The organism is Pseudomonas sp. GW101-3H06 (genome assembly GCF_059424605.1).
Window position 1 is genome coordinate 4212817 of record NZ_JBWKZO010000001.1, and the last position, 24362, is coordinate 4237178.

Sequence of the window (24362 nt, forward strand, 5' to 3'; positions counted from 1 at the left end):
GGATCACACTGAACCTGTGGGAGCCAGCCTGCTGACGATGGAAGCCGCTGCGGACTTACTGCCCGCTACGCAGCATCTCTTTCGGCACGTACTTGCCGATTTCGAACTTGCCGATCGCCGCGCGGTGCACTTCATCCGGGCCGTCGGCCAGGCGAAGGGTGCGCTGCATCGCATACATGTAGGCCAGCGGGAAATCGTTCGACACCCCTGCCCCGCCATGGATCTGGATCGCCCGGTCGATCACCCGCAAGGCCACGTTCGGCGCCACCACCTTGATCTGCGCGATTTCGCTCTTTGCCACTTTGTTGCCGACGGTGTCCATCATGTATGCCGCTTTCAAGGTCAACAGGCGAGCCATGTCGATTTCCATCCGCGAGTCGGCGATCTTGTCGATGTTGCCGCCCAGGCGCGCCAGCGGTTTGCCGAACGCGGTGCGGTTTACCGAGCGTTTGCACATCAGTTCCAGCGCGCGCTCAGCCATGCCGATCGAGCGCATGCAGTGGTGAATCCGGCCAGGGCCAAGGCGACCTTGAGCAATCTCGAAGCCGCGTCCTTCGCCCAGCAGGACGTTTTCGTACGGCACCCGTACATTTTCAAACAGCACCTCGGCGTGACCGTGGGGTGCATCGTCATAACCGAACACCGGCAGCGGACGCACGATCTTCACGCCGGGGGTATCGACCGGCACCAGAATCATCGAGTGTTGCGCGTGGCGTGGCGCGTCGGGATTGCTCAGCCCCATGAAGATCAGGATCTTGCAACGTGGGTCACAGGCGCCGGAAGTCCACCATTTCTTGCCGTTGATGACCCACTCATCGCCATCACGCACCGCGCGGGCCGCCATGTTGGTGGCATCGGAGGACGCAACGTCCGGTTCGGTCATGGCGAACGCCGAGCGGATTTCACCGCGCAGCAGCGGCTCCAGCCAGCGCTGCTTCTGTTCTTCGTTGGCATAACGCACCAGCACTTCCATGTTGCCGGTGTCCGGCGCCGAGCAGTTGAACGGCTCGGGGCCCAGCAGCGAGCGACCCATGATTTCCGCCAGCGGCGCGTATTCGAGGTTGGTCAGGCCGGCGCCGAGCTCGGACTCAGGCAGAAACAAATTCCACAGGCCTTCGGCCTTGGCCTTGAGTTTGAGTTCTTCCATGATCGCGGTCGGCTGCCAGCGATCGCCTTCGGCAACCTGGCGCTCGAACACGGCTTCGGCGGGATAGACGTAGGTGTCCATGAACGCGGTCACGCGCTCACGCAGTTCTTGCACCTTGGGCGAATAAGCGAAATCCATGGGCAGCTCTACCTTTTCGAGGGTTTCAGAGGAGTTGTTCAGGTCATGCAATCGATGCTAGAACAGCTACGAAAATTTACCTAGCCTATTCTCGGCGTGTATTAACATTCATCACCGATATATGATCGACGGATAGCCAAGGCTACCCGTCCACACAATAAGAGAGCCGCGTAAATGAATCTGAGCAAGGTCGACCTCAACCTTTTCATCGTCTTCGACGCGATCTACACCGAAGCCAACCTGACCCGCGCCGGGCAGATCGTCGGCATTACCCAACCCGCGGTGTCGAACGCACTGGCCCGCCTGCGCGAGACCTTCAACGATCCGCTGTTCGTCCGCACCGCCCAGGGCATGGTGCCCACGCCGATGGCACAGAACATTATCGGCCCCGTGCGTAACGCTCTTTCGCTGCTGCGGGTCTCGGTGCAGGAAAGCCGTATTTTCAACCCGCTACAGGCAGTGAAGACATATCGAATCAGCATGACCGACCTGACCGAAGCGGTGATCCTGCCGCCGCTGTTCCAGCGCCTGCGCCGCCTCGCACCGACGGTGATCATCGAGAGTTTCCTGTCCAAGCGCCGTGAGACCACCAAGGAGCTGGCGGCCGGTCGCCTCGATTTCGCCGTGGACGCACCGCTCAACACCGACCCGCAGGTACGCCACGTCAAGTTGATGGAAGACCGCTACGTCTGTGCGATGCGCAAAGGGCACCCGCTGGCGGCCAAAGAGAAATTCACCCTGGACGATTACCTGGGCCTGACTCACATCCATATTTCCAGCCGTCGCAGCGGTCTGGGTCATGTCGACCTGGCCCTGGGCAAGATGGGCATCCAGCGCAAGATCGCCCTGCGCTCCCAGCATTACCTGATGGCCTCGCAAGTGTTGCAGCAGACCGACATGGTCATGACCGTGCCGGAACGCTTCGCCCGCCGTAACGACCTGCACGCCTTCAGCCTGCCGGTCAACGATGTGCCGCCGGTGGAAACCCACCTCTACTGGCACGAAAGCACCGACCAGGACCCGGCCAACCGCTGGATGCGCGAACAGATGATCGAGCTGTGCCAGCAGGTGACGGCGCATGAGAAGAAGCTCGAGAAGGCATAGGGCTGGGTACTGCGTTATCGTTCTTCGCGGGCAAGCCCGCTCCCACATTCAACCGAGTTCCTCCAGAAAGAACGCGATCAGTGTGGGAGCGGGCTTGCTCGCGAAGAGGCCGGTGAGAACACGGAAAAAACCTGCCACTTGACGTAAACGTCAACCTGCCATTAGCTTAGCGCCATGACCTTTTGCGAGCGCTTCCATGAGCAGCCAGACCTACAGCATTTCCGACCTCGCCCGCGAGCTCGACATCACCACCCGGGCCATTCGCTTCTATGAAGAGCAAGGCCTGCTCAGCCCCGAACGCCGTGGTCAGGAACGCATCTACTCGCCCCGTGACAAAGTCAGCCTGAAGCTGATCCTGAGGGGCAAGCGCATCGGTTTTTCCCTGGCCGAATGCCGCGAATTGATCGAACTCTATGACCCATCCAGCGGTAACACCAAGCAATTGCACAGCATGCTGGCCAAGATCAGCGAGCGCCGCGAACAACTGGAACAGCAACTGCTGGACATCGAACAGATGAAACTGGAACTTGATACCGCTGAAGAGCGCTGTGTACAGGCGCTGGAACAGACACTCAAGAGCCAGGAAGCGATTCGGTAGGCATACACAAATCCTCTGTGGGAGCGAGCCTGCTCGCGAAGGTAGTTCATCCAATAAAGATGTCGACTGACCTAGCGCTTTCGCGAGCAGGCTCGCTCCCACAATGGCATTCGCAGCATTCAGACAATCAGCACAGGTCGAACCCCATGTCTCTTCCCACCCATGTACGCCTTGTCGAAGTCGGCCCCCGCGACGGCCTGCAAAACGAAGCCCAACCCATCAGCGTTGCCGACAAGGTACAACTGGTCGACGCGCTCACGGCTGCAGGCCTGGGCTATATAGAGGTCGGCAGTTTCGTCTCGCCCAAATGGGTGCCGCAGATGGCGGGCTCCGCCGATGTCTTCGCGCAGATCCAACGCAAGCCGGGCGTCACCTATGGCGCCCTCGCGCCCAACTTGCGCGGTTTTGAGGATGCCCTCGCCTGCGGGGTCAAGGAAGTGGCGGTGTTCGCTGCCGCGTCTGAAGCCTTTTCCCAGCGCAACATCAATTGCTCGATCAGCCAAAGCCTGGAGCGTTTCGTGCCGATCATGGACGCCGCCAAACAGCATGGCGTGACGGTGCGCGGTTACGTGTCCTGTGTGCTGGGCTGCCCCTATGAAGGTAACGTCGCCCCCGAGCAAGTCGCCCGGGTCGCCCGCGAGCTCTATGCCATGGGTTGCTACGAAGTCTCGCTGGGCGACACCATCGGCACCGGCACCGCTGGCGCGACGCGCAAGATGTTCGAGGTGGTATCGGCCGATGTTCCGCGGGAAAAGCTGGCAGGGCATTTCCACGACACTTATGGCCAGGCCATGGCCAACATCTACGCCAGTCTGCTGGAAGGGATTTCGGTGTTCGACAGCTCCATCGCCGGGCTCGGTGGCTGCCCTTACGCCAAGGGCGCCAGCGGTAATGTTGCCACCGAAGACGTGGTTTACCTGCTCAACGGCCTCGGCATCGAAACCGGAATCGACCTGGACGCGCTGATCCTGGCTGGCCAGCAAATTTGCGCCGTGCTGGGGCGCCCGACCGGTTCACGCGTGGCCAAGGCTCGTAGTGCGCAGTGAGTGTGCGGGTGTGTCCGGGTGTTACCGCCCACACTGAAAACGTGGGCGGGAACGAGTAACACGGAAACAAATTGCCAGGGATTCCCTGAGAGAAAAATCCTACAAAATATTAAGTCATTGATTTAAAAGGATTTTTAAAAGTTGGCACGGCTTCTGCTATCTCTATGGCATAACAAGAACAAAAAAAGCAGCAAAGCTAATAAAAATAAGACGTAACGACTCTGACATAACAAAAACAACACGGCAGAGACGCAGCTAACAGATTTTTTTGGAGAAGGTGTGCTTTTCAGGGTGCTTTTCGGAGTAACCCGCAACCGGGCAGAGAACAATAAAACTACCTTCAGGTAGCTCCCGAACTGGTTGGATCGCTTAGCGAAAAAGTAGATCAGCGCTCAAAAAAATACGTTTGCTCTTGATCCCGGATGGGGATCGCCAAAACAGCGGTAAAGGGCAACGGTTGCCAAAAACAAAAACAGACCGCCCCTCAATAATAAAAAAAGAGCACACGCAACGAAAATTAAAGGGGAGCTTCGGCTCCCCTTTGTGCTGTCTGCGATTTAGTTTTTTACCACCCCTGCTGTGGGAGCGAGCCTGCTCGCGAAAGCGGTGGTTCAGTCGACATCCCTATTGAATGTGCTATCGCCTTCGCGAGCAGGCTCGTTCCCACAAGAGGAATGAGTCAGGCTTTGTTGATGCGCAACTCCTCGATACTGATCTCGCGCATACGGAATTTCTGGATCTTGCCGGTCACGGTCATCGGGAACTCTTCCACGAACTTGAAGTAACGTGGCGTCTTGAAGTGCGCGATACGCTCCTTGCACCAGGCTTGCAGCTCTTGCTCGGTGGCGCTGTGGCCGGGGTGGAACTTGATCCAGGCAACGATCTCTTCGCCGTAGCGCGAGCAAGGAATGCCGATCACCTGCACGTCAGCCACGGCCGGGTGGGTAAAGAAGAATTCTTCCAGCTCCCGTGGATAAATGTTCTCACCACCGCGAATGATCATGTCCTTGTTGCGACCGGCAATGCACACGTAGCCCTCGTCGTTCATGCTCGCCAGGTCGCCGGTGTGCATCCACCCGGCCTGGTCGATCGCTTCGGCAGTGCCTTGCGGGTTGTTCCAGTAGCCGAGCATCACGCTATAGCCCCGGGTGCACAGTTCGCCGATGGTGCCGCGTGGTACCGGATTGCCCGCCTCGTCAATGATCTTGCTTTCGAGCTGTGGCTGCGTGCGACCCACTGTGGTGACCCGCAGTTCCAGATCGTCCGACGGACCCGTCTGTAACGACACCGGACTGGTTTCCGTCATGCCGTAGGCAATCTGCACTTCGCTCATGTGCATTTCATTGATGACCCGGCGCATCACTTCGATCGGGCACGTCGCCCCGGCCATGATCCCGGTGCGCAGGCTCGACAGGTCGAACTCGGCGCGTTGCGGTTGATCGAGCATGGCGATGAACATGGTCGGTACACCGTAAAGCGCGGTGGCTTTTTCTTCGGCGACGGTGTTCAGGGTCAACAGTGGATCGAACGCATCGTTGGGGTAAATCATCGTGCTGCCGTGGGTGATGCAACCCAGATTGCCCATGACCATGCCGAAGCAGTGATACAACGGCACTGGAATCACCAGGCGATCAGCGGCCGTCAGACCCAGGCTTTCGCCAACCATGTAACCGTTGTTGAGAATGTTGTAGTGACTGAGGGTCGCGCCCTTGGGGAAGCCGGTGGTACCGGAGGTGTACTGGATGTTCACCGCCTGGTCGAAATGCAGGCTGTCCTGACGCTCGCGCAATTGTTCGTCCGACACACCGCCGGCCAGATCGGCCAGTTGCGACCATGGCAGAAAACCGCTTGGCGGCTGCGCATCCAGACTGATGACGCCCCGCAACTCGGGCAAACGTTCGCTCTGCAGCTTGCCGATGGACTGCTGCGCCAGTTCCGGCACCAAGCCTTGCAACATGGCGTGATAGTTGGAGGTCTTGAAGGCCCCGGCACACACCAGCCATTGGCAACCGGATTGCTTTAACACGTATTCGAGTTCGGAGCTGCGGTAGGCCGGGTTGATGTTGACCAGGATCACGCCGATCTTCGCGGTGGCGATCTGGGTGATGCACCATTGAGCGCAGTTCGGCGCCCAAATGCCCAGACGATCACCGGTATGCAAGCCTAGCGCCAGCAGTGCTTTGGCGTGCAGGTCGGCAGCCTCCGCCAATTGCCGCCAGGTGTATCGCAGCTGCTGATGGCGCACGACCAGCGCTTCCCCGTTCGGGTACTTTGCCACCGTGTTATCGAACGCCTGGCCGATGGTCATCGCCAGCAAGGCTTTGTCCTGGGAACCACGGGTGTAACTACGCTGCGGATTTGCACTCGGTTGATCCATGACGACCCCTATTGTCTTTATTAACGGGCTATTCGCGGTCCCCCCTGTGGGAGCGGGCTTGCTCGCTCCCACAAAGTAGGTTCGCGTTCTATCTTGAACTGCCTCTACTCTCGCTTAAGTTGACGTTAACGTAAAGGGTGATTGACAGCCTTTCGTCACAGGCTTACGTTAACGTAAAGGTGAGAGCCGAATCACTGCTCTCCCCACCCTACAAAAAAGCCAAAAGGTGCCCCATGAGCTACCCATCCCTGAATTTTGCCCTCGGTGAAACCATCGACATGCTGCGCGATCAGGTTCAGTCCTTCGTCGCCAAAGAGATCGCCCCTCGCGCCGCTCAGATCGACACCGACAACCTGTTCCCCGCCGATCTGTGGCGTAAATTCGGCGACATGGGCCTGCTGGGCATTACCGTTGCGGAAGAATACGGCGGCGCGGGCCTGGGTTATCTGGCCCACGTAGTGGTGATGGAAGAAATCAGCCGTGGCTCGGCGTCGGTTGCCCTGTCCTATGGCGCGCACTCCAACCTCTGCGTCAACCAAATCAACCGCAACGGCACCCACGAACAGAAATCCAAATACCTGCCGAAGCTGATCAGCGGCGAGCACATCGGTGCCTTGGCCATGAGCGAACCGAACGCCGGGTCCGACGTGGTGTCGATGAAACTTCGCGCGGACAAGCGCGGCGACAAATATGTTCTCAACGGCAGCAAGACCTGGATCACCAACGGTCCGGACGCCAACACCTATGTGATCTACGCCAAGACCGACCTGGAAAAGGGGCCTCACGGCATCACCGCCTTCATTGTCGAGCGCGACTGGAAAGGCTTCAGCCGCAGCAACAAGTTCGACAAGCTCGGCATGCGCGGTTCGAACACTTGCGAACTGTTCTTCGATGACGTCGAAGTGCCGGAAGAAAACATCCTCGGCGCGCTCAACGGTGGCGTGAAGGTGCTGATGAGCGGCCTCGACTACGAGCGCGTCGTACTCTCGGGCGGCCCGACCGGGATCATGCAAGCCTGCATGGACCTGATCGTGCCCTACATCCACGACCGCAAGCAGTTCGGCCAAAGCATCGGCGAGTTCCAGCTGATCCAGGGCAAGGTTGCCGACATGTACACCCAGCTCAACGCCAGCCGCGCCTACCTGTACGCGGTGGCCCAGGCCTGCGAGCGCAACGAAACCGCACGCAAGGACGCCGCCGGCGTGATCCTCTACAGCGCCGAACGCGCCACGCAAATGGCCCTCGACGCGATCCAGATTCTCGGTGGCAACGGCTACATCAACGAATTCCCGGCCGGTCGCCTGCTGCGTGACGCCAAGCTGTACGAAATCGGTGCCGGCACCAGTGAGATCCGTCGCATGCTGATCGGTCGCGAACTGTTCAACGAAACCCGCTAAACGGAGCTGCCCATGGCTATCCTGCATACCCAGCTCAACCCCCGTTCAGCGGAGTTCGCCGCCAACAGCGCGGCGATGCTCAAACAGGTCGACGCGCTGCACACCCTGCTTGCCCAAGTGGCGCAAGGTGGCGGCCCGAAGGCTCAGGAACGCCACACCTCGCGGGGCAAACTGCTGCCCCGTGAACGCATCAATCGCCTGCTGGATCCGGGCTCGCCGTTTCTGGAAATCAGCCAACTGGCGGCTTACGAAGTGTATGGCGAAGACGTTCCAGCCGCTGGCGTGATTGCCGGGATTGGCCGCGTGGAAGGCGTCGAATGCATGATCGTCGCCAACGACGCCACGGTTAAAGGTGGCTCGTACTACCCGCTGACCGTGAAAAAACACCTGCGCGCCCAGACCATCGCCCAGCAGAACCGCCTGCCCTGCATTTATCTGGTGGATTCCGGCGGCGCCAACCTGCCGCGCCAGGATGAAGTGTTCCCGGACCGCGAGCACTTCGGCCGGATCTTCTTCAACCAGGCCAACATGAGCGCCATGGGCATTCCGCAGATTGCCGTGGTCATGGGCTCCTGTACCGCTGGCGGCGCTTATGTGCCGGCAATGGCCGACGAAGCGATCATGGTTCGCGAGCAAGCGACGATTTTTCTCGCCGGCCCGCCGTTGGTGAAAGCCGCGACCGGTGAAGTGGTCAGCGCCGAAGACCTTGGCGGGGCCGATGTGCATTGCAAGATTTCCGGGGTGGCCGACCATTACGCCGAAAGCGATGAACATGCACTGGCCATCGCCCGCCGCAGCGTCGCCAACCTCAACTGGCGCAAACTCGGCGAAGTGCAGCAACGCATGCCTATCGCTCCGCTCTACGCCAGCGACGAGCTGTATGGCGTGGTGTCGGCCGATGCCAAGCAGCCGTTCGACGTACGCGAAGTGATTGCGCGGCTGGTCGATGGCTCGGTGTTCGATGAGTTCAAAGCCTTGTTCGGGACGACGCTGGTGTGCGGCTTTGCCTACCTGCACGGTTACCCGATCGCGATCCTGGCCAACAACGGCATTCTTTTCGCCGAAGCGGCGCAGAAAGGCGCGCACTTCATCGAGTTGGCCTGCCAGCGCGGCATCCCGTTGCTGTTCCTGCAAAACATCACCGGTTTCATGGTCGGCCAGAAATACGAGGCCGGCGGCATTGCCAAGCACGGTGCGAAACTGGTGACCGCCGTGGCGTGTGCCAAGGTGCCGAAATTCACCGTGATCATCGGCGGCAGTTTCGGTGCCGGCAACTACGGCATGTGTGGTCGGGCCTACGATCCGCGCTTCCTGTGGATGTGGCCGAATGCGCGCATCGGCGTGATGGGTGCCGAACAGGCCGCTGGCGTGCTGGTGCAGGTCAAGCGCGAACAGGCCGAGCGCGGTGGTCATGGTTTCAGCGCCGAGCAGGAAGCCGAGATCAAGCAACCGATCCTCGACCAGTACGAAGAACAGGGCCACCCCTACTATTCCAGCGCTCGCTTGTGGGACGACGGTGTCATTGACCCGGCACAAACCCGTGATGTCCTGGGTCTGGCCTTGTCGGCATCGCTGAATGCGCCAATCGAACCGAGCCGCTTCGGCGTGTTCCGGATGTGATTTTTTGTGGGAGCGAGCCTGCTCGCGAAGGCTTCACCGCGGTTCATCTACAGTACCGCGTGATCGTTCTTCGCGAGCAGGCTCGCTCCCGCAAGGACCGTGGAGAGCGGAAGAAATGAGCGACTTCAATACCCTCGAACTGCTGACCGACCCACGGGGTTTTGCAACCCTGTGGCTCAGCCGCGAAGAAAAGAACAACGCGTTCAACGCCGAAATGATCCGCGAACTGATCCTCGCCCTGGACCAGGTGTCGAGCGATGCCAGCCTGCGCTTTCTGCTGGTGCGTGGCCGCGGCAAGCATTTCAGCGCCGGCGCCGACCTGGCGTGGATGCAGCAATCGGCCGAACTCGATTACCACACCAACCTCGACGACGCCCGGGAACTGGCGGAGTTGATGTACAACCTGGCCAAACTGAAAGTCCCGACCCTGGCGGTGGTGCAAGGTGCGGCCTTTGGCGGGGCGCTGGGCCTGATCAGCTGCTGCGACATGGCCATCGGCACCGATGATGCGCAGTTCTGTCTGTCGGAAGTGCGCATCGGCCTGGCACCGGCGGTGATCAGCCCGTTCGTGGTGCAAGCCATCGGCGAGCGCGCTACCCGGCGCTATGCTTTGACCGCCGAGCGTTTCGGCGGGCAACGGGCACGGGAACTGGGTTTATTGTCGGAGAGCTATCCGGCCCAGGAGCTGGAACAGAAAATCGAGCAGTGGATCGACAATCTGCTGCTCAACAGCCCCGCGGCCATGCGCGCCAGCAAAGACTTGCTGCGTGAAGTCGGCGACGGCTCGCTGAATCCGGCGTTACGTCGCTACACCGAAAACGCCATCGCCCGCATCCGCGTCAGCCCTGAAGGTCAGGAAGGCCTGCGCGCCTTTCTGCAAAAACGTCCGCCGAGCTGGCAAGCCGAAATCACCCCCAAGGAGCCGCATTGATGAGCGCACCTGTCCTCACTACCCTGCTGGTGGCCAACCGTGGCGAAATCGCTTGCCGGGTGATGCGCACCGCCAAGGCCCTGGGCCTGACCACCGTGGCCGTGCACAGCGCCACCGACCGTGACGCCCGGCACAGCCGCGAGGCCGACATTCGCGTCGATCTCGGTGGCAGCAAGGCCGCTGACAGCTACCTGCAAATCGACAAATTGATCGCTGCCGCCAAGGCCAGCGGCGCCCAGGCGATCCACCCCGGTTATGGCTTTCTGTCGGAGAACGCCGGGTTCGCCCGCGCGATCGAAGCGGCCGGCCTGATTTTCCTCGGCCCGCCCGCCTCGGCCATCGACGCCATGGGCAGCAAGTCGGCGGCCAAAGCGCTGATGGAAACCGCCGGCGTGCCGCTGGTGCCGGGTTATCACGGCGAGGCTCAAGACCTCGACACCTTCCGCGACGCCTGCGAACGCATCGGCTACCCGGTGCTGCTCAAGGCCACGGCCGGTGGCGGCGGTAAAGGCATGAAAGTCGTCGAGGATGTCAGCCAGTTGGCCGAAGCCCTCGCTTCGGCCCAGCGTGAAGCCCTGTCGTCGTTCGGCGATTCGCGGATGCTGGTGGAAAAGTACCTGCTCAAACCCCGTCATGTGGAAATCCAGGTGTTCGCCGATCAACACGGCAATTGCCTGTACCTCAACGAACGTGACTGCTCGATTCAGCGCCGACACCAGAAAGTCGTCGAAGAGGCGCCAGCCCCCGGCCTGAGCCCGGAACTGCGCCGCGCCATGGGCGAAGCCGCCGTGCGTTCGGCGCAAGCCATCGGTTACGTCGGTGCCGGCACCGTGGAATTTTTGCTCGATGCCCGTGGCGAATTCTTCTTCATGGAGATGAACACCCGCCTGCAGGTCGAACACCCGGTCACTGAAGCCATCACCGGTCTCGACCTGGTGGCCTGGCAGATTCGCGTGGCCCGTGGCGAAGCATTGCCGATGACCCAGGATCAGGTGCCGCTGAACGGCCATGCGATTGAAGTGCGGCTCTATGCCGAGGACCCGGGCAACGACTTCCTGCCGGCGACCGGGCGTCTGGCGTTGTACCGCGAATCCGCGCCGGGTGCGGGTCGCCGCGTGGACAGCGGTGTCGAGGAAGGCGACGAGATTTCGCCGTTCTACGACCCGATGCTCGGTAAGCTTATTGCCTGGGGCGAAGACCGTGAACAGGCACGCTTGCGACTGCTGAGCATGCTGGACGAGTTCGCCATCGGCGGGCTCAAGACCAACATCAACTTCCTGCGCCGGATCATTGCGCATCCGGCGTTTGCTTCGGCGGAGCTGGATACCGGGTTCATCCCGCGCTATCAGGAACAACTGCTGCCTGCACCGGCCGAGCTCAGCGACGAGTTCTGGCAAGCCGCCGCCCAGGCGTTTGCCCAAAGCCAGCCGCGTTCACCGCGCGCCGATGACCCAAGTTCGCCTTGGGCCAGCAGCAATGGTTTTCGGGCAGGCCTGCCGACGGAAATCACCCTGCACCTGAGTTGTGAAGACCAGGACCGCGCATTGACGTTGGGCGCCGCCAATGCCCGCAGCGCACAGCTCAAGGGCGAGCAGCTGCTGACGGAGCACGACGGCGTGCGCCGCCAGCATCGGGCTATCCGCCGTGGTGACTTCGTTTATCTGCAATGGGAAGGTGAACTGCGCCGCATCGAGTCCTACGACCCGATCAGCGCCGTCGAGGCCAGTCACAGCCATCACGGCGGGCTGACCGCCCCCATGAACGGCAGCATCGTGCGCGTGCTGGTGGAAGCCGGGCAAACGGTCGAAGCCGGGGCACAACTGGTGGTACTCGAAGCGATGAAGATGGAGCACAGCATTCGCGCGCCCCATGCCGGTGTGATCAAGGCACTGTATTGCCAGGAAGGCGAGATGGTCAGCGAAGGCAGTGCGCTGGTCGAGTTGGAAGAGGCGTGAAATGAAGAACGCCCCCAGGGGGCGTTCTGATCAGAATTTGGCTGTCGCCTGAACCACCACGCCGATGATCCGGCACTCGTCGGTGTAAAGGGCTTTCGGATACGTCGGATTGAGCGGGACCAGGTAACGCTGCCCGCCCTCTTCGATCAACTTGCGAAAAATCGCCTCGCTGCTGCTTGGCCATTGCGCGATCACCAGCTTGCCAGGTACGGCTTCCACGTCCGGGTCCACCAGGATCAACATGCCCTCGGCGATGCTCAGGCCACTGGGTGCGGTCATCGCATCGCCCGTGACCGTCAACCAGAAGGCCGCGCCCTGAGCGTGATAGTCGGACAGTTCGAAACGATACTGTGCCAGCTCCCCATCGCGGACTTCTCCAGTCTCCCGCCAGTCACTGACCGGGTAGCGGAAGTACGGATTGTACTTCTGCGTCAGGGAAATCCCGTCTTCCTGTGAGTCCGAAGGCTCGCGAATGACCAGAGCCACTTCGAGAAAGTCCATGCCGAGCGCCTTCAACACCCGGTTCATGTTTTCCACGCCAGGCTCGCGACGTTTGTTCAGCCAGTGGCCAACGCCGCCCTGGGACATCCCGAGGCGGTCGGCGAGTATTTCTTGAGTGACTTTGAGCTCACTCATCTTGGCCTTGACCAATTCAATCCATTTATCCATGGGCGGCACGATACGTGGTGGACTCCGGCCATCAAAACACAAATTGTAGTATTTAAATTATGGTCACAAATACAAATTGTACTAGTATGACTTCACGGATCTGAATCTATCACGGAGCTTGCCATCACCATGACTCAACCCGCCAACGACTTGCCTGATATGCAAATCGACACCTCCCTCACCTCGCCCCAAGGTTCGGCCGCTGCCCAGCGCGCATTGGACTACTACCTGAAACCGGCTGTTTCAGAGGAAGTGGTCGAGGCACGTTTCTTTGATGTGAACCGCAACATCAGCTGCGAGGAGGCACTGGTCCATGCCACGGACCTGCTGCAATGCGCCGCCGCAACAGCCTGCGAGTCAGCCAGTCATCTGCAGGGGACGAACCGGGCCCTGGCATTTTCGACGGTGCATATGATCGACATGGCCAAAGCCATGGTGGATCGGTCGCTGGAGAGATATCAGAACGGTTAAAGCGAAGGCGCAAAAAAGAGAGGACGGGAAAGAATTTTCCAATCACGCAGATAAAATTATTTGACTTGCAAACGAGAATGATTATTATTGCATCAGCTGATCGCGAGATCAGTTGATGGAACAGGGACCTTAGGTCGGTCTCCTGGACTATCTCCTCATCAGGCTAATCACGGTTTTTGACCCGGCTTTTTGCCGGGTCTTTTTTTGCCAGTTTTCTGGCTTATGGCTTCAGGCTAATGAAGTCTTTAGGTGCCGCAAATTCGATGGCGCGGATGATATCAAAAGAATATTTGTTGGCAAGAGAAGCCTTTAATCATTAGGGCAAACTAATGGCAAATAGCACTTGAGAATCAATCGCACAATCTCTAAGCTGCGTCGGCGTCAAGGAGGACGCCCCCCCGTTTTCCTTCATCCGCAACTCGTCCGCGGCGATGATCCATCACTGCAAGGCAGGCAAAAACCAAATGCCCTTGCCGCCCCTCTCTCCCCTCAATACACAGCAATATGCGAATCCGTTCGCGGCTCGGTTCCGCCACAAAGCACCCCGGTTTTGCAGGGCGATACCGCTGTCGGGCAACACCACGCCGGAACCGAAGCCGTGATAGTTGCTCTGGATGAAGGACACCCTGTTGCCTTCGGCGTCCGCGGTGGCCAGGTATACGGTGCCGCTGGCGTGGGGATCGCCCGGCTGTGGCATCTTGTCATGACCGGCGGCTTTGACCGCTTCGATGCTCAAGGCCTGGGGGGCAGCGCCGTTGGCGTTCAAGCCGTGCAACTTGTTTTGCGTCCAGACCAGCGCAAAGGCATCGCCGCGGCCGTGGCGATGGCCGCATCGATAGCGTTACCGCCGCGACGCATGATTTCGATGCCTGCTTCGGCGGCCAATGGCTGAGAGGCGGCAACCATGCCGCGTTTGGCGAAGACACTTTGACGTTGTGAGGTGTAGGGGTATTCATGGACGGAAAATTTGAACATGGCAAACTCACACAAAGGTTTTTGACGGGTTCACAACACGCGACTGAGAAACGCCCGTGTACGGGCATGACTGGGCTGACTGAAGATCTGCTCGGGCGGGCCTTGCTCGATCAGTTCGCCCTGATCGAGCACCACCACACGGTCGGCCACCTCGCGGGCAAAACCCATTTCGTGGGTGACCACGACCATGGTCATGCCTTCTTCGGCCAGTTCCTTCATCACTTGCAGCACTTCACCCGCAGTGAAGGTGAATTTGGAGCCGCGAAGCCAAACTTCGGCATGCTCGGTGAAACGTTTTTTCTCCGCTGCCAGCCCCCTTCTCTTGCGTGTAAAGTAGCCGCCATAAAAATCTTAATCAGGAACCCTGACCGTGGCTAAAACTCTCGACATCACTGCCAACTTCGACAGCGGCAATATCCAGGTGATCGATGTCAGCGACCCGCTCAAGCCCCTGCTGGCCATTCGTCCCGATACCAAAAGCAACCACTTTCAATGGTTCCACTTCAAGGCCAGCGGCCTGCATGTCGGCCAGGAACACTGGTTTCGCCTGAACAATGCCAGCCAGTCCTCGTACAACAAGGCCTGGGAGGGTTATCAGGCCAGAGCCTCCTACGATCACGTCAACTGGTTCCAGGTACCGACCATCTTCGAAGGCGACTGTCTGCGCTTTTGCCTCGAAGCCACACAAACCCACGCCTGGTTCGCCTACTTCGAACCCTACAGCCGTGGCCGCCACGACTGGCTGATCGAGCAAGCACTGACCAAGGCCGGCACCGAACTGCTGGCCACCGGCAAGAGCGTTGAAGGTCGCGACATTCAGTTGCTGCGCAAAGGCACCGGTGCCGAAGGCCGACGCAAGGTATGGATCATTGCCCAGCAACACCCTGGCGAACACATGGCCGAGTGGTTCATGGAAGGCGTCATAGAACGCCTGGAAAAACACGACGACCCCGTGCTGAACAAACTGCTGGCCAGCGCCGACCTGTATCTGGTGCCGAACATGAACCCGGACGGTGCTTTCCACGGCCACCTGCGCACCAACGCCATGGGCCAGGACCTGAACCGCGCCTGGCAGAGCGCCAGCCCGGAGATCAGCCCGGAAGTATTTTTCGTCCAGCAGCAGATGGAAAAGTACGGCGTCGATATGTTCATCGACGTCCACGGCGACGAGGAAATCCCCCACGTCTTCACCGCCGCTTGCGAAGGCAATCCGGGCTACACGCCACGGATCGAGAAACTCGAAGAACACTTCCGCAGCCACCTGAAGAAAACCACCAAGGACTTCCAGACCAAGCACGGCTATACCCGAGACGAACCGGGCCAGGCCAACATGACCCTGGCCTGCAACGCCGTTGGCCAGAAGTACGACTGCCTGTCGCTGACCCTGGAAATGCCGTTCAAGGATCATGACGACCACCCGAACGCGGAGACCGGCTGGTCGGGCAAGCGTTCGAAGCAGTTGGGGAAGGATGTGTTGACCACTGTTGCCGAGATGGTGGACGCGTTGCGCTGATCGAGATCGCAGAGCTGTGTAAGACATGACCTCAAGAGAAGTCATGTCTTACAGAGGGGCATCAAGTCAGCAATTGAAGTCTCGTCCTGCATCCAACTCAGTGAAGAGTCGCACAATCATATGCCTTGAATTCCCCCGATGGCCCGGTCGATCTAATCGATGTGATGTATTGACCCGTCGGGCAGGCAAACTGATGGTTCCCTTCGTCAAAATTCCCATGAGAACCTGCATATCTGACAGTAACGGCAGAGCCTGAAGCAACCAACTTCGTGCAACCGGCTCGCAATTGAGTTCCTTTTTGCTCGATGCCGTTCAATACTGAATTTGCCGGGCAATAGACATCCGTATGTCCCCATCCACTCCAAACCTGCTGTGTCAAGCTGACGGTAGCTGAACCGACTTTTGGCAGCACGCACAAATAATTGGTCGAACCAGAATTCATTCTTCCTTCGTGACCTCTTCCTGACATGACAGTACCTTTCAAACAACCAATGGAATAATTGGAGTCAGGCGATGGCCCAATAATATTTGCAGATAAATTTGCGTAAGGTGAAGGTGGGGTATAGGACGAAAGCCGTTGAGCATTCTCGCGCCAAACGCGTGCTGTGTTGGCAGTGACAGCATTACCACGCGGCAGTCCGTATTCGTCTTTAACATCAGGGTTAGAGAAGTAAGCCTGACGATTTTGGACGCACAACATCGTCCCTGTCTTCCCGTTATAATATCCGAATCGGTAATCATTAACTCCATTGACATTGCAATGATCACTACCGGCGTTATGAGCCAGTTCATGTGCGAATGTCGGAAAAGAATGAGAGATCGCTATGCCAATACGGCCGGGCCTCCAAGCTATTCCTGCCGGTCCACTCGGCGCAAAAGATGCAAAACTACCGTAGAACACATCAGGATTAAACCTGGCTATTCCCAAAGCGAAAATCGTTGACAGTTTGTTGAGAGTATCATTAGTGATCTGTTGATCCTGCTCCACAATCTGGATGCCAACCAATTTGAATAACACATTAGTCACCAATGAGTTGCGAAGGGCCAGGTTAACGTATTCAATTTTAGCCAACGCATCGGCCATCGCATCTCCGCCTGCCCGAACAACCCCCGCCTTGGAATACCCCATCAATATCTCAACAACCAAGGGTTCAGCATTGGTCGATTTCGCAGGTGCCGTGGCGACCTTTTCATTCGGATTGGGAACAGTATCTTCAATGTCGCTATTATCATCAGATACAGGAATGAAGCGGCCTGCTCCCTTGCTGTCAATGTGTAATGAACCGGACGTTTCCGGTTTATTGATAAAGGCGGTCAATCCACCATCGGGCGAACGCACCGTCACTAATGCGCCTTCGGATTTATCCGGCATCCGCAACTTTCCACTTTCGACGGTATACCCATTTATAACCTTTGAACTTGAACGCTCAAAAACGGCCGGCTTGACCCACTCCGCATATAACTCGGCCGTGGACTTGCTGACGACATTCTCGACAACCCAATTTTCCGGCTTGCCAGGCTCATCCGTCGGTGCATGCGTACAAGCACCAAGCACTCCAACCAACGGCACAACCGACAGCGCAAAAAAAACACGCCACATGAAACGCACACCTGCAGTGTTGAACATGGTTCGTCTCCCTGAATGACACGATCAGTGCTCATCGACTGGCCTCGTCAGGGGCCACTGCAGTCTGTGAGCATTGAACGTGCTTTTTTTGGGGAGCGATACTGTCAAAGTTGACAGGTGCACAGAGCCACAGTGAGCAGTCGGCCCTTAAAGATCAAAAGATCACAGGCAGAATCCTTGCGTATATCTGGTTTAAATTTGAAACCAGATCAGGAGCGCGGCAAGAAGTCCCCCTCCCCCTTGAACCCCGGCAGTGTGCTTCTGTTTTCCATCGCCTGAGGCTCGGCGGTCGGCTACCCATCGGCCTGACCCAATCGTCACTGTGGGCGCTATTGCTCGGCGTGATTACCCTGGATCTGGGGTTACAGGCCGTGCACGTCACCAGCCAGCGCATGATCTACGCCGTGCGCCCCGAAGCGCAAAGCCGCCTCACCGCCGGTTACAGGGTCTTTTATTCGATTGGCAGCGCCCTGGGTTCCATCGGTTCGGCCGCGATGTACGCCTGGGGTGGGTCGGCGTTTGTCTGCTGGGAGCAGGAATCAACGCCGTGGCTTTGATCTATTGGTGGCGAACTCTGCCCAGGAAAACACACGAACCCTGTGGCGAGGGGATTTATCCCCTCGCCACAATAGAACTCGGTGGGGCAGATCAGCTGTGATCCTTACCCCGCAACATGCTGTCGAGCACACCATCGCGGCGTATCCAGCCATGAAACAACGCCGCCGCCAAATGCAGCAGCACCGTCAAAAACAGCAAATACGCCAGGTACCCATGGGCTTTGCGCAGGAACGCGAACACCTGGGCATTGGCCGGCACGATCGAGGGCAATTGCAACGAACTGCTGAGCATCACCGGCTCGCCCGACGCCGAAATCATCGCCCAACCCAGCAACGGCAGAATCAGCATCAAGGCGTACAGCAACACATGGGAGGCCTTGGCCGCGAGCGCTTGCCACCCTGGCAGGTCGGCGGGCAACGGCGGTTGTCGGGTAGAGAAACGCACGACCAGCCGCACGATCACCAGCAACAGAATCGCCACCCCCAAGGGCTTGTGCAGGTCGATCAGCCACTCATGGCGTTCGGAGACCGAGGCGACCATCCCCGCGCCGATAAACAGCATGGCGATGATCATCAGCGCCATCAGCCAGTGCAGCAGGCGCGCCAAGGGAGCGAAATGATTGGGTTGAGTGCTCATTGCTGGGCCTCCTGTTTGGCGGCGGGCAATTGGCTGACTTCGCTGGTGCGACGCAGGTAGGAAGCGGCGTAGGCGGCTGAGCGCGCGGCGAGCAACGGATCGTCGGAACCCTCGATACCGGCCGGCAACACCAGCGGGTCATAGTTGATGTCGCGGCACTCTCCGCTGAGTTGCGGCTGCACGCTTTCCAGCACCAGAGTGCCGGCGTTCAGTACCTTGCGCCCTTCAGGCCAGGCCTTGCTGGCGTCGTTGACCGGATCGCCGGGATTGGCCAGGGTGATCATCAGCTGCCAACGCAACGGGCCGGCGGCGATGCGTTGCACCAGGTCTTTCTCGAGAAAATCACTACCCTCTGGCGCGGTCGCCCCCGGCGCATCCACCGCCTGCGGCACCATGTTCCAGCGCACGGCCTGCTTTTGCCCGGCGGCGTTGACCAGGTAAAACGCGTTGACGCTGTTATAGGTTTCCGTCACGTAACTGGCCGAGGGTTTCGCGGTTTTAACCCAGGCCAGGAATGGCCCGGCTTCCGGGTGTGAACCGAAAAATGCCGGCACCGCTGCCGGGTCCGGTTTGCCGGTCGAGGGCAGCGGCGACTGAGCCTGCTGCAACTGATAGAACGCCTCGGGTGTGCCAACGGGAAACACCGGCATGCTGTTCATCCCGGTCCGCCACTGTTGGCCGTTGGCCTGGGTGAAGCGCAGCGCCATGCTGCGGATCGGAATGGCGCTATCCGGTGCATAGGGATTGCCTGGCGGCAAAGCCAATCGGCCGACCACTGGCGTGCGCGCCTCGTTGAAGACCTGTGCGGTGGAATAACTGCGCGCCTCGCCGCTGCTCTCGAAATGGCCGACCACACAGACGCCTTTGGCGTGATTACGCCGGAATCCTGGGTGCACACCGTTGTTGGTTTCCAGCACGTTGACCAGTTTTTTTGGGGTCAGGCGCTGTGGGTCAAGGGTGCCGTTGACGTAGGCGAACGCTCCGGCCACGACGGCGATGACCACGGCAATGCCGGCCAGACGCAACGTCAGGCTCGCAGCACTCAAGGGTGGCGGTGATGATCGATCTACCATGAAAGACTCCAGGGCCATCGGCCACAAGTGAGAAGAATCAAGCAGACGAACCCCACGGTGGTTTATTCCATCGCCCGGTATTTATTTTTTCGGGCGTGGAATAACCTCGAATGCCGGGCGTCTTCCTAGTCCACAAGCGTAGTGACTAGCCAGAAATTCATGAACGATATCGACGAACAACTGCGAGAAATCATTCCCGGATTGCGTCGCTTTGCCGTTTCGCTCACGCGCAACTCAAGCAGCGCCGACGATCTGGTGCAGTCGAGCCTTGAGCGAGCGCTATCAAGCTGGGGCGACAGACGAGCCGACGGTGACTTGCGCGCCTGGCTGTTCGCGATCCTGTATCGCCAGTTTCTCGATGCCCACCGACGCTCCCGACGCTATGCGCGAATGCTCGAATTCTTTACCGGGCGCGACGATGCGCAACCTTCGGTAGAGCGCAGCGTGATCGCCCAATCGACCCTCAACGCCTTCGATCAACTGCCCACCGAACAGCGCGCGCTGTTGCTGTGGGTGTCGGTGGAAGGCCTGAGTTACAAAGAGGTCGCCGAGATTCTCGACGTACCCACCGGCACCGTGATGTCCCGCCTGTCCCGGGCCCGTCAGGCCCTGCGCCAACTCAGCGATGGCGAAATCACCCGCCCTGCCCTGCGGAGACTCAAATGATCAGCATGCCCCCCAGCGAACGCGACCTGCACGCTTACGTCGACCACCAGCTCAGCGACGACGACCGACATCGGGTGGAGACGTTTCTCGCCAGCAACCCGCAGACTTGTGCACAAGTACGCGCCTGGCAGCAGGACGCCCAGCAACTGCGCGCGGCCTTGAGCGGCGCCTTGCAGCAACCGGCCAACCCGGACCTCGATCCGGCGCAGATCCGCCAGCGCATGAAGCGCCAGTCCCGACGCCACCTGGCCAGCGCCGCGGTGTTGCTGATCGCCGTCAGCGTCGGCGGGTTCAGCGGCTGGAAGGCTCGGGAAATGACCCTTCTCAGCACAGCGCAACCGATGGCCGACGCCATGCAGGCTTACCGTCTGATAGCCGAGCAGGGGCTGTTGCCGGCGGACTACAAGGCTGGGAATGACGGCGACATGCAGGGTTGGCTCGATCGTTATTTCACCCACGCCAATCGCTTGCCCGACCTCACCCGTGCCGGGTTCAAACCGGTGAGCGGGCGCTTGCTCAGCACCGAGCAAGGGCCGGCGGCGATGGTGGTGTACGAGGATCAGCACGGGTACAAAATAAGCTTCTACGTGCGACCGCCGGGACCGAAGAATTTCCTGTTGCCCAGGGGCAGTCGCAGTGATGGCGGGTTGCAGGCCGAGTATTGGTCCGGGGGTGGCTACAACTATGCGATGGTCAGCCCGGCGGATGCGCCGGCGGCGCGGATGCTCAGGCAGACCACTCGGTTCTGACCAACCCCATCCCTGTGGGAAGCGCTTTTCTGTGGGAGCGAGCCTGCTCGCGAAGGCGGTCTGTCAGCCTCCATCTCTGCTGCATGTGCCGCCGTCTTCGCGAGCAGGCTCGCTCCCACAGGGGTCTGCGCAAACTTCAGGTCTGTCCGAACACTTGCGAAGGCCGCCGCAACAATGGATCAAACGGATTGATCCTCGGCCCGATCAACGCGGCTTCGCGCTTGAGCATGTCCACCACCGTCGGCAGGCGATCCGGCCCCAGGCGATCGCTTACCGTCGCCACGCTCAACGCCGCCACCGCCCGTCCCTCACGATCGAGAATCGGCACCGCCACCCCGGCCATGCCCTGCAGCACACCGGTGTTGCGTCCGGCGTAGCCGAGTTTGCGCACGTTCTCGACCTCCGAACGCAGGAATACCTCGTCGTACAGATGGAAATCCTTCAGTCGCGGCAAGTTGTAGTGAATCACCGTGTCGCGCTCCTCCTCTGGCAGAAACGCCAGAATCGCCAGGCTGCCTTGCCCCACGCCCAAAGCCACCCGTCCACCGATGTCGCCGGTGAAAGTGCGGATCGGGAACGGCCCTTCACTGCGGTCCAGGCAAATCGCATCGAAGCCGCTACGCGCCAAGAGGAACAGCGAATCACCCAGTGACGCCGAAAGCCGCAGCAACGCCGGGCGCACCAGTTCGCGCAGGTTGCCGCTGTTGCCTGCGCGGGCCGCCAGGGCGAAAAAATCCAGGCTCAGCCGATAGCGTTTGCTGCGCGCATCCTGTTCGACCATGCCCTCGTCCATCAGGCTGCGCAGCAAGCGGTGGGTGGTTGGTTGCGACAAGCCGATGTGCTGCGCCAGTTGCGTCACGCGCTCGCCGCCCTCGACGGTATCGCCCAACGCCCGTAACACTGCAAACAGCCTTGAGACGGCGCCCACGCCGACTTCATTTTTGTTTTCATTCCGATCAATGGAATCTGACATGTGTTTTCTCGATAATTTATTTACTCACCGAATGAAACTGAAAATAGTGGTCGATTCAGTGAAATAGGCCATTGAGCCCATCCTAGTCTTCGTCCTAATCTGCGTCCATACAGGGGCGATTCGAACAACAACGGCAGCCGACCCAAGTCGAGCGCCAACGCACCCCGGCAACACGCTTTCGTATCTGCCCATACAAAAAAGCGCGCCTTCGGGCGACGCATAACAATCCCAGGTGGAGGCGCAGTCATGGCTTTTGTGCAACTTGAAAAACTCGGCAAACGCTACGGTGAGATAGACGCCGTGGTCGCCACCGACCTCTCGGTGGAGAAAGGCGAATTCGTTTCCCTGCTCGGCCCCTCCGGATGCGGTAAAACCACCACCCTGCAAATGATCGCCGGCTTCGTCGAAGTCACCAGCGGGCGCATCGTGCTCGACGGCCGCGACATCACCCACGCCAAACCCGCCAGCCGTGGCCTGGGCGTGGTGTTCCAGAGCTATGCGCTGTTCCCGCACATGACCGTCAAGGACAACGTCGCCTTCGGCCTGCGCATGCGCAAGGTGCCGAATGCCGAGCTCCAGCAGCGAGTCGAGCGAGTGCTGAAACTGGTACGCCTGCACCAGCACGCCGAGCGTTACCCACGGGAGCTTTCCGGCGGCCAGCGTCAGCGTGTTGCCCTGGCCCGGGCGCTGGTGATCCAGCCGCCGGTATTGTTGCTCGATGAGCCGCTGTCCAACCTCGACGCCAACCTGCGCGAAGAGATGCAGTTCGAAATCCGCCGCATCCAGCGTGAAGTCGGCATCACCACGCTGATGGTCACCCACGACCAGTCCGAAGCACTGTCCATCAGCGACCGCGTGGTGGTGATGCAGGCCGGGCGCATCACCCAGATCGACGCGCCTTACACCCTCTACGAGCACCCGCGCACCGAGTTCATTTCCGGGTTTGTCGGCAAGGCCAATCTGCTGCCCGGCGAGCGCGATACCGCAGGCGTGGTTCAGGTGTGCAGCCGTGGCGATGGCGAGCTGACTCTGAGCCTGCGTCCGGAAAAAATCGATCTGCGCGACGCAGGCCACGGGCGCCTGCAAGGCAAGGTCAGCAGCCGTTTCTTTCTCGGCAGTCAATGGCTGTACGGCGTGTCGACGACCCTGGGCGAGCTGTGTGTGGTGCGGCGCAACGATGGCTCGGCACCGCTGAATGAAGGCACGGCGGTGGGTCTGGATTGGGACGCGGCGCTGTTACGGGTGCTGGCTGCCGATGAGGTGACGGCATGAGTACGCTCGCCGCCATCCGCCAGGGGCGCCAGGGTTACTGGTTGTCGGCCCCCGCCCTGGCCTTGTACCTCGGGCTGCTGGTGATCCCGCTGGTCCTGACTCTGGTGCTGTCGTTCAACGTTTTCGATTACAGCTCGGGGATCAACGGTGACGCGTACACCGTTGAGCACTACGGCAGTCTGTTGGGCGATCCGTATTTCTACGAGATCTTTCTGCGGACCTTGTGGATCAGCGCACTGACCACTCTGCTCTGCGTGCTGATCGGCGTGCCGGAGGCCTACATCCTCAGCCGTATGGGCACCCCGTGGCGCTCGATATTCCTGATCCTGATCCTCACCCCGCTGCTGATTTCCGTGGTGGTGCGCGCCTTCGGCTGGAGCCTGTTGCTCGGTGCCGACGGCCTGGTCAACCAGACTCTGCAGGCCTTCGGCGGCTCGCCGATGAAGCTGCTCTACACGCCGTTCGCCGTGGTGATTGCGCTGGTACACGTGATGCTGCCGTTCATGATCATCCCGGTCTGGACCTCGCTGCAAAAACTCGACCCGGCCGCCGAACAAGCCGCGCTGTCACTGGGCGCCAGCCACTTCACGGTGATTCGCAAGGTGGTGTTGCCCCAAGTCATGCCCGGCATCTTGTCCGGTACCTTGATCGTGTTCGGCCTTGCCGCCAGCTCCTTCGCCATTCCCGGCCTGCTCGGCGGACGCCGCCTGAAGATGGTCGCCACGCTGATCTACGACCAGTACCTGTCGGAACTCAACTGGCCCATGGGTGCGGCGATCGCCGTGGCCCTGCTGCTCATCAACCTGCTGATCATGCTGTCGTGGAATCGCATGATCGAAGGCCGCTACAAGAAGTCATTGGGATAAT

At 59.7% G+C, this 24362-nt stretch carries 20 protein-coding genes and 4 pseudogenes; 14 read left to right on the forward strand and 10 right to left on the reverse strand.

Going from position 1 to position 24362, the window contains the following annotated elements; all coding sequences use genetic code 11:
- Positions 1–55 precede the first annotated feature (55 nt).
- Positions 56–1285, reverse strand: a complete 1230-nt coding sequence (locus AC07ZE_RS19270) for an acyl-CoA dehydrogenase (protein WP_095192744.1) — start codon at positions 1283–1285, stop codon at positions 56–58.
- Between the two features lie 174 nt (positions 1286–1459).
- On the opposite strand from AC07ZE_RS19270, the gene AC07ZE_RS19275 reads away from it, so the two are divergent.
- The 3 genes from AC07ZE_RS19275 to AC07ZE_RS19285 all read left to right on the forward strand — a co-directional run bounded on the left by AC07ZE_RS19275 (position 1460) and on the right by AC07ZE_RS19285 (position 4033).
- Positions 1460–2389 carry a LysR family transcriptional regulator gene (locus AC07ZE_RS19275; RefSeq protein WP_207266222.1) on the forward strand — a complete coding sequence of 310 codons (930 nt, stop codon included), beginning with the start codon at positions 1460–1462 and terminating at the stop codon, positions 2387–2389.
- Between the two features lie 196 nt (positions 2390–2585).
- Complete coding sequence (locus AC07ZE_RS19280; RefSeq protein ID WP_207266223.1) at positions 2586–2987, forward strand: MerR family transcriptional regulator; 402 nt, start codon at positions 2586–2588, stop codon at positions 2985–2987.
- Positions 2988–3133: 146 nt separating this feature from the next.
- Entirely contained in the window at positions 3134–4033 is a 900-nt protein-coding gene (locus tag AC07ZE_RS19285; RefSeq protein WP_207266224.1) for a hydroxymethylglutaryl-CoA lyase, read from the forward strand.
- A gap of 679 nt (positions 4034–4712) precedes the next feature.
- Here AC07ZE_RS19285 and AC07ZE_RS19290 read toward each other — a convergent pair.
- On the reverse strand, positions 4713–6410 hold the full coding sequence (locus AC07ZE_RS19290) for an AMP-binding protein (protein WP_207266225.1): 1698 nt from the start codon (positions 6408–6410) through the stop codon (positions 4713–4715).
- A gap of 233 nt (positions 6411–6643) precedes the next feature.
- On the opposite strand from AC07ZE_RS19290, the gene AC07ZE_RS19295 reads away from it, so the two are divergent.
- The 4 genes from AC07ZE_RS19295 to AC07ZE_RS19310 all read left to right on the forward strand — a co-directional run bounded on the left by AC07ZE_RS19295 (position 6644) and on the right by AC07ZE_RS19310 (position 12313).
- A complete protein-coding gene (locus AC07ZE_RS19295; protein WP_207266226.1) occupies positions 6644–7807 on the forward strand; it encodes an isovaleryl-CoA dehydrogenase in 1164 nt (387 codons plus the stop codon).
- A 12-nt stretch (positions 7808–7819) separates the two neighbouring features.
- Positions 7820–9427, forward strand: a complete 1608-nt coding sequence (locus AC07ZE_RS19300; protein WP_207266227.1) for a carboxyl transferase domain-containing protein — start codon at positions 7820–7822, stop codon at positions 9425–9427.
- 115 nt (positions 9428–9542) lie between these two features.
- Positions 9543–10358: a gamma-carboxygeranoyl-CoA hydratase gene (locus AC07ZE_RS19305; protein ID WP_207266228.1), complete on the forward strand. Its 816-nt coding sequence runs from the start codon at positions 9543–9545 to the stop codon at positions 10356–10358.
- Positions 10358–12313, forward strand: coding sequence for an acetyl/propionyl/methylcrotonyl-CoA carboxylase subunit alpha (locus AC07ZE_RS19310; protein WP_207266229.1), 1956 nt, complete (start codon positions 10358–10360; stop codon positions 12311–12313). Before AC07ZE_RS19305 ends, AC07ZE_RS19310 begins: the two co-directional genes overlap by 1 nt.
- A 30-nt stretch (positions 12314–12343) precedes the next feature.
- On the opposite strand, the gene AC07ZE_RS19315 is transcribed toward AC07ZE_RS19310, so the two are convergent.
- Positions 12344–12982 carry a LexA family protein gene (locus tag AC07ZE_RS19315; protein ID WP_207266230.1) on the reverse strand — a complete coding sequence of 213 codons (639 nt, stop codon included), beginning with the start codon at positions 12980–12982 and terminating at the stop codon, positions 12344–12346.
- 129 nt (positions 12983–13111) lie between these two features.
- Here AC07ZE_RS19315 and AC07ZE_RS19320 point away from each other — a divergent pair, with 129 nt between their 5' ends.
- Positions 13112–13453: a DUF6124 family protein gene (locus AC07ZE_RS19320; RefSeq protein ID WP_207266231.1), complete on the forward strand. Its 342-nt coding sequence runs from the start codon at positions 13112–13114 to the stop codon at positions 13451–13453.
- 538 nt (positions 13454–13991) lie between these two features.
- On the opposite strand, the pseudogene AC07ZE_RS19325 reads toward AC07ZE_RS19320, so the two are convergent.
- From AC07ZE_RS19325 to AC07ZE_RS19335, 3 pseudogenes are all read right to left on the reverse strand, one after another.
- A pseudogene (locus tag AC07ZE_RS19325) lies at positions 13992–14147 on the reverse strand (gamma-glutamyltransferase); the annotation flags it as partial.
- Positions 14136–14428 (reverse strand): annotated as a pseudogene (locus AC07ZE_RS19330) (gamma-glutamyltransferase); the annotation flags it as partial. The pseudogenes AC07ZE_RS19330 and AC07ZE_RS19325, both read right to left, overlap by 12 nt.
- A gap of 30 nt (positions 14429–14458) precedes the next feature.
- Positions 14459–14662 (reverse strand): annotated as a pseudogene (locus AC07ZE_RS19335) (ectoine/hydroxyectoine ABC transporter ATP-binding protein EhuA); the annotation flags it as partial.
- A 130-nt stretch (positions 14663–14792) separates the two neighbouring features.
- On the opposite strand from AC07ZE_RS19335, the gene AC07ZE_RS19340 reads away from it, so the two are divergent.
- Positions 14793–15941, forward strand: coding sequence for a M14 family metallopeptidase (locus tag AC07ZE_RS19340; RefSeq protein ID WP_207267855.1), 1149 nt, complete (start codon positions 14793–14795; stop codon positions 15939–15941).
- Between the two features lie 97 nt (positions 15942–16038).
- Here the strand turns inward: AC07ZE_RS19340 and AC07ZE_RS19345 are convergent, their stop codons facing one another.
- Positions 16039–17568 carry a hypothetical protein gene (locus AC07ZE_RS19345; protein WP_207266232.1) on the reverse strand — a complete coding sequence of 510 codons (1530 nt, stop codon included), beginning with the start codon at positions 17566–17568 and terminating at the stop codon, positions 16039–16041.
- A gap of 275 nt (positions 17569–17843) precedes the next feature.
- Here AC07ZE_RS19345 and AC07ZE_RS19350 point away from each other — a divergent pair.
- Positions 17844–18226: pseudogene (locus AC07ZE_RS19350) on the forward strand (MFS transporter); the annotation flags it as partial.
- Here the strand turns inward: AC07ZE_RS19350 and AC07ZE_RS19355 are convergent.
- Positions 18217–18762, reverse strand: a complete 546-nt coding sequence (locus AC07ZE_RS19355; protein WP_207266233.1) for a cytochrome b — start codon at positions 18760–18762, stop codon at positions 18217–18219. The pseudogene AC07ZE_RS19350 and the gene AC07ZE_RS19355 sit on opposite strands and share 10 nt — an antisense overlap.
- Entirely contained in the window at positions 18759–19835 is a 1077-nt protein-coding gene (locus AC07ZE_RS19360; RefSeq protein WP_207266234.1) for a catalase family peroxidase, read from the reverse strand. The genes AC07ZE_RS19355 and AC07ZE_RS19360 overlap by 4 nt, the downstream gene beginning before the upstream one ends.
- A 159-nt stretch (positions 19836–19994) precedes the next feature.
- On the opposite strand from AC07ZE_RS19360, the gene AC07ZE_RS19365 reads away from it, so the two are divergent.
- Together AC07ZE_RS19365 and AC07ZE_RS19370 are read left to right on the forward strand one after the other, a co-directional pair.
- Positions 19995–20501, forward strand: coding sequence for a sigma-70 family RNA polymerase sigma factor (locus AC07ZE_RS19365; RefSeq protein WP_207266235.1), 507 nt, complete (start codon positions 19995–19997; stop codon positions 20499–20501).
- Positions 20498–21250: an anti-sigma factor family protein gene (locus AC07ZE_RS19370; RefSeq protein WP_207266236.1), complete on the forward strand. Its 753-nt coding sequence runs from the start codon at positions 20498–20500 to the stop codon at positions 21248–21250. The genes AC07ZE_RS19365 and AC07ZE_RS19370 overlap by 4 nt, the downstream gene beginning before the upstream one ends.
- Before the next feature lie 136 nt (positions 21251–21386).
- Here AC07ZE_RS19370 and AC07ZE_RS19375 read toward each other — a convergent pair whose 3' ends face one another.
- Positions 21387–22223, reverse strand: a complete 837-nt coding sequence (locus AC07ZE_RS19375; protein WP_207266237.1) for an IclR family transcriptional regulator — start codon at positions 22221–22223, stop codon at positions 21387–21389.
- Positions 22224–22469: 246 nt separating this feature from the next.
- On the opposite strand from AC07ZE_RS19375, the gene AC07ZE_RS19380 reads away from it, so the two are divergent.
- Positions 22470–23495, forward strand: a complete 1026-nt coding sequence (locus AC07ZE_RS19380; protein ID WP_207266238.1) for an ABC transporter ATP-binding protein — start codon at positions 22470–22472, stop codon at positions 23493–23495.
- The gene (locus AC07ZE_RS19385) at positions 23492–24361 is read left to right on the forward strand and encodes an ABC transporter permease (RefSeq protein WP_207266239.1); all 870 of its coding nucleotides are present in this window, start codon (positions 23492–23494) and stop codon (positions 24359–24361) included. The genes AC07ZE_RS19380 and AC07ZE_RS19385 overlap by 4 nt, the downstream gene beginning before the upstream one ends.
- The last annotated feature ends 1 nt before the right edge of the window (position 24362 follow it).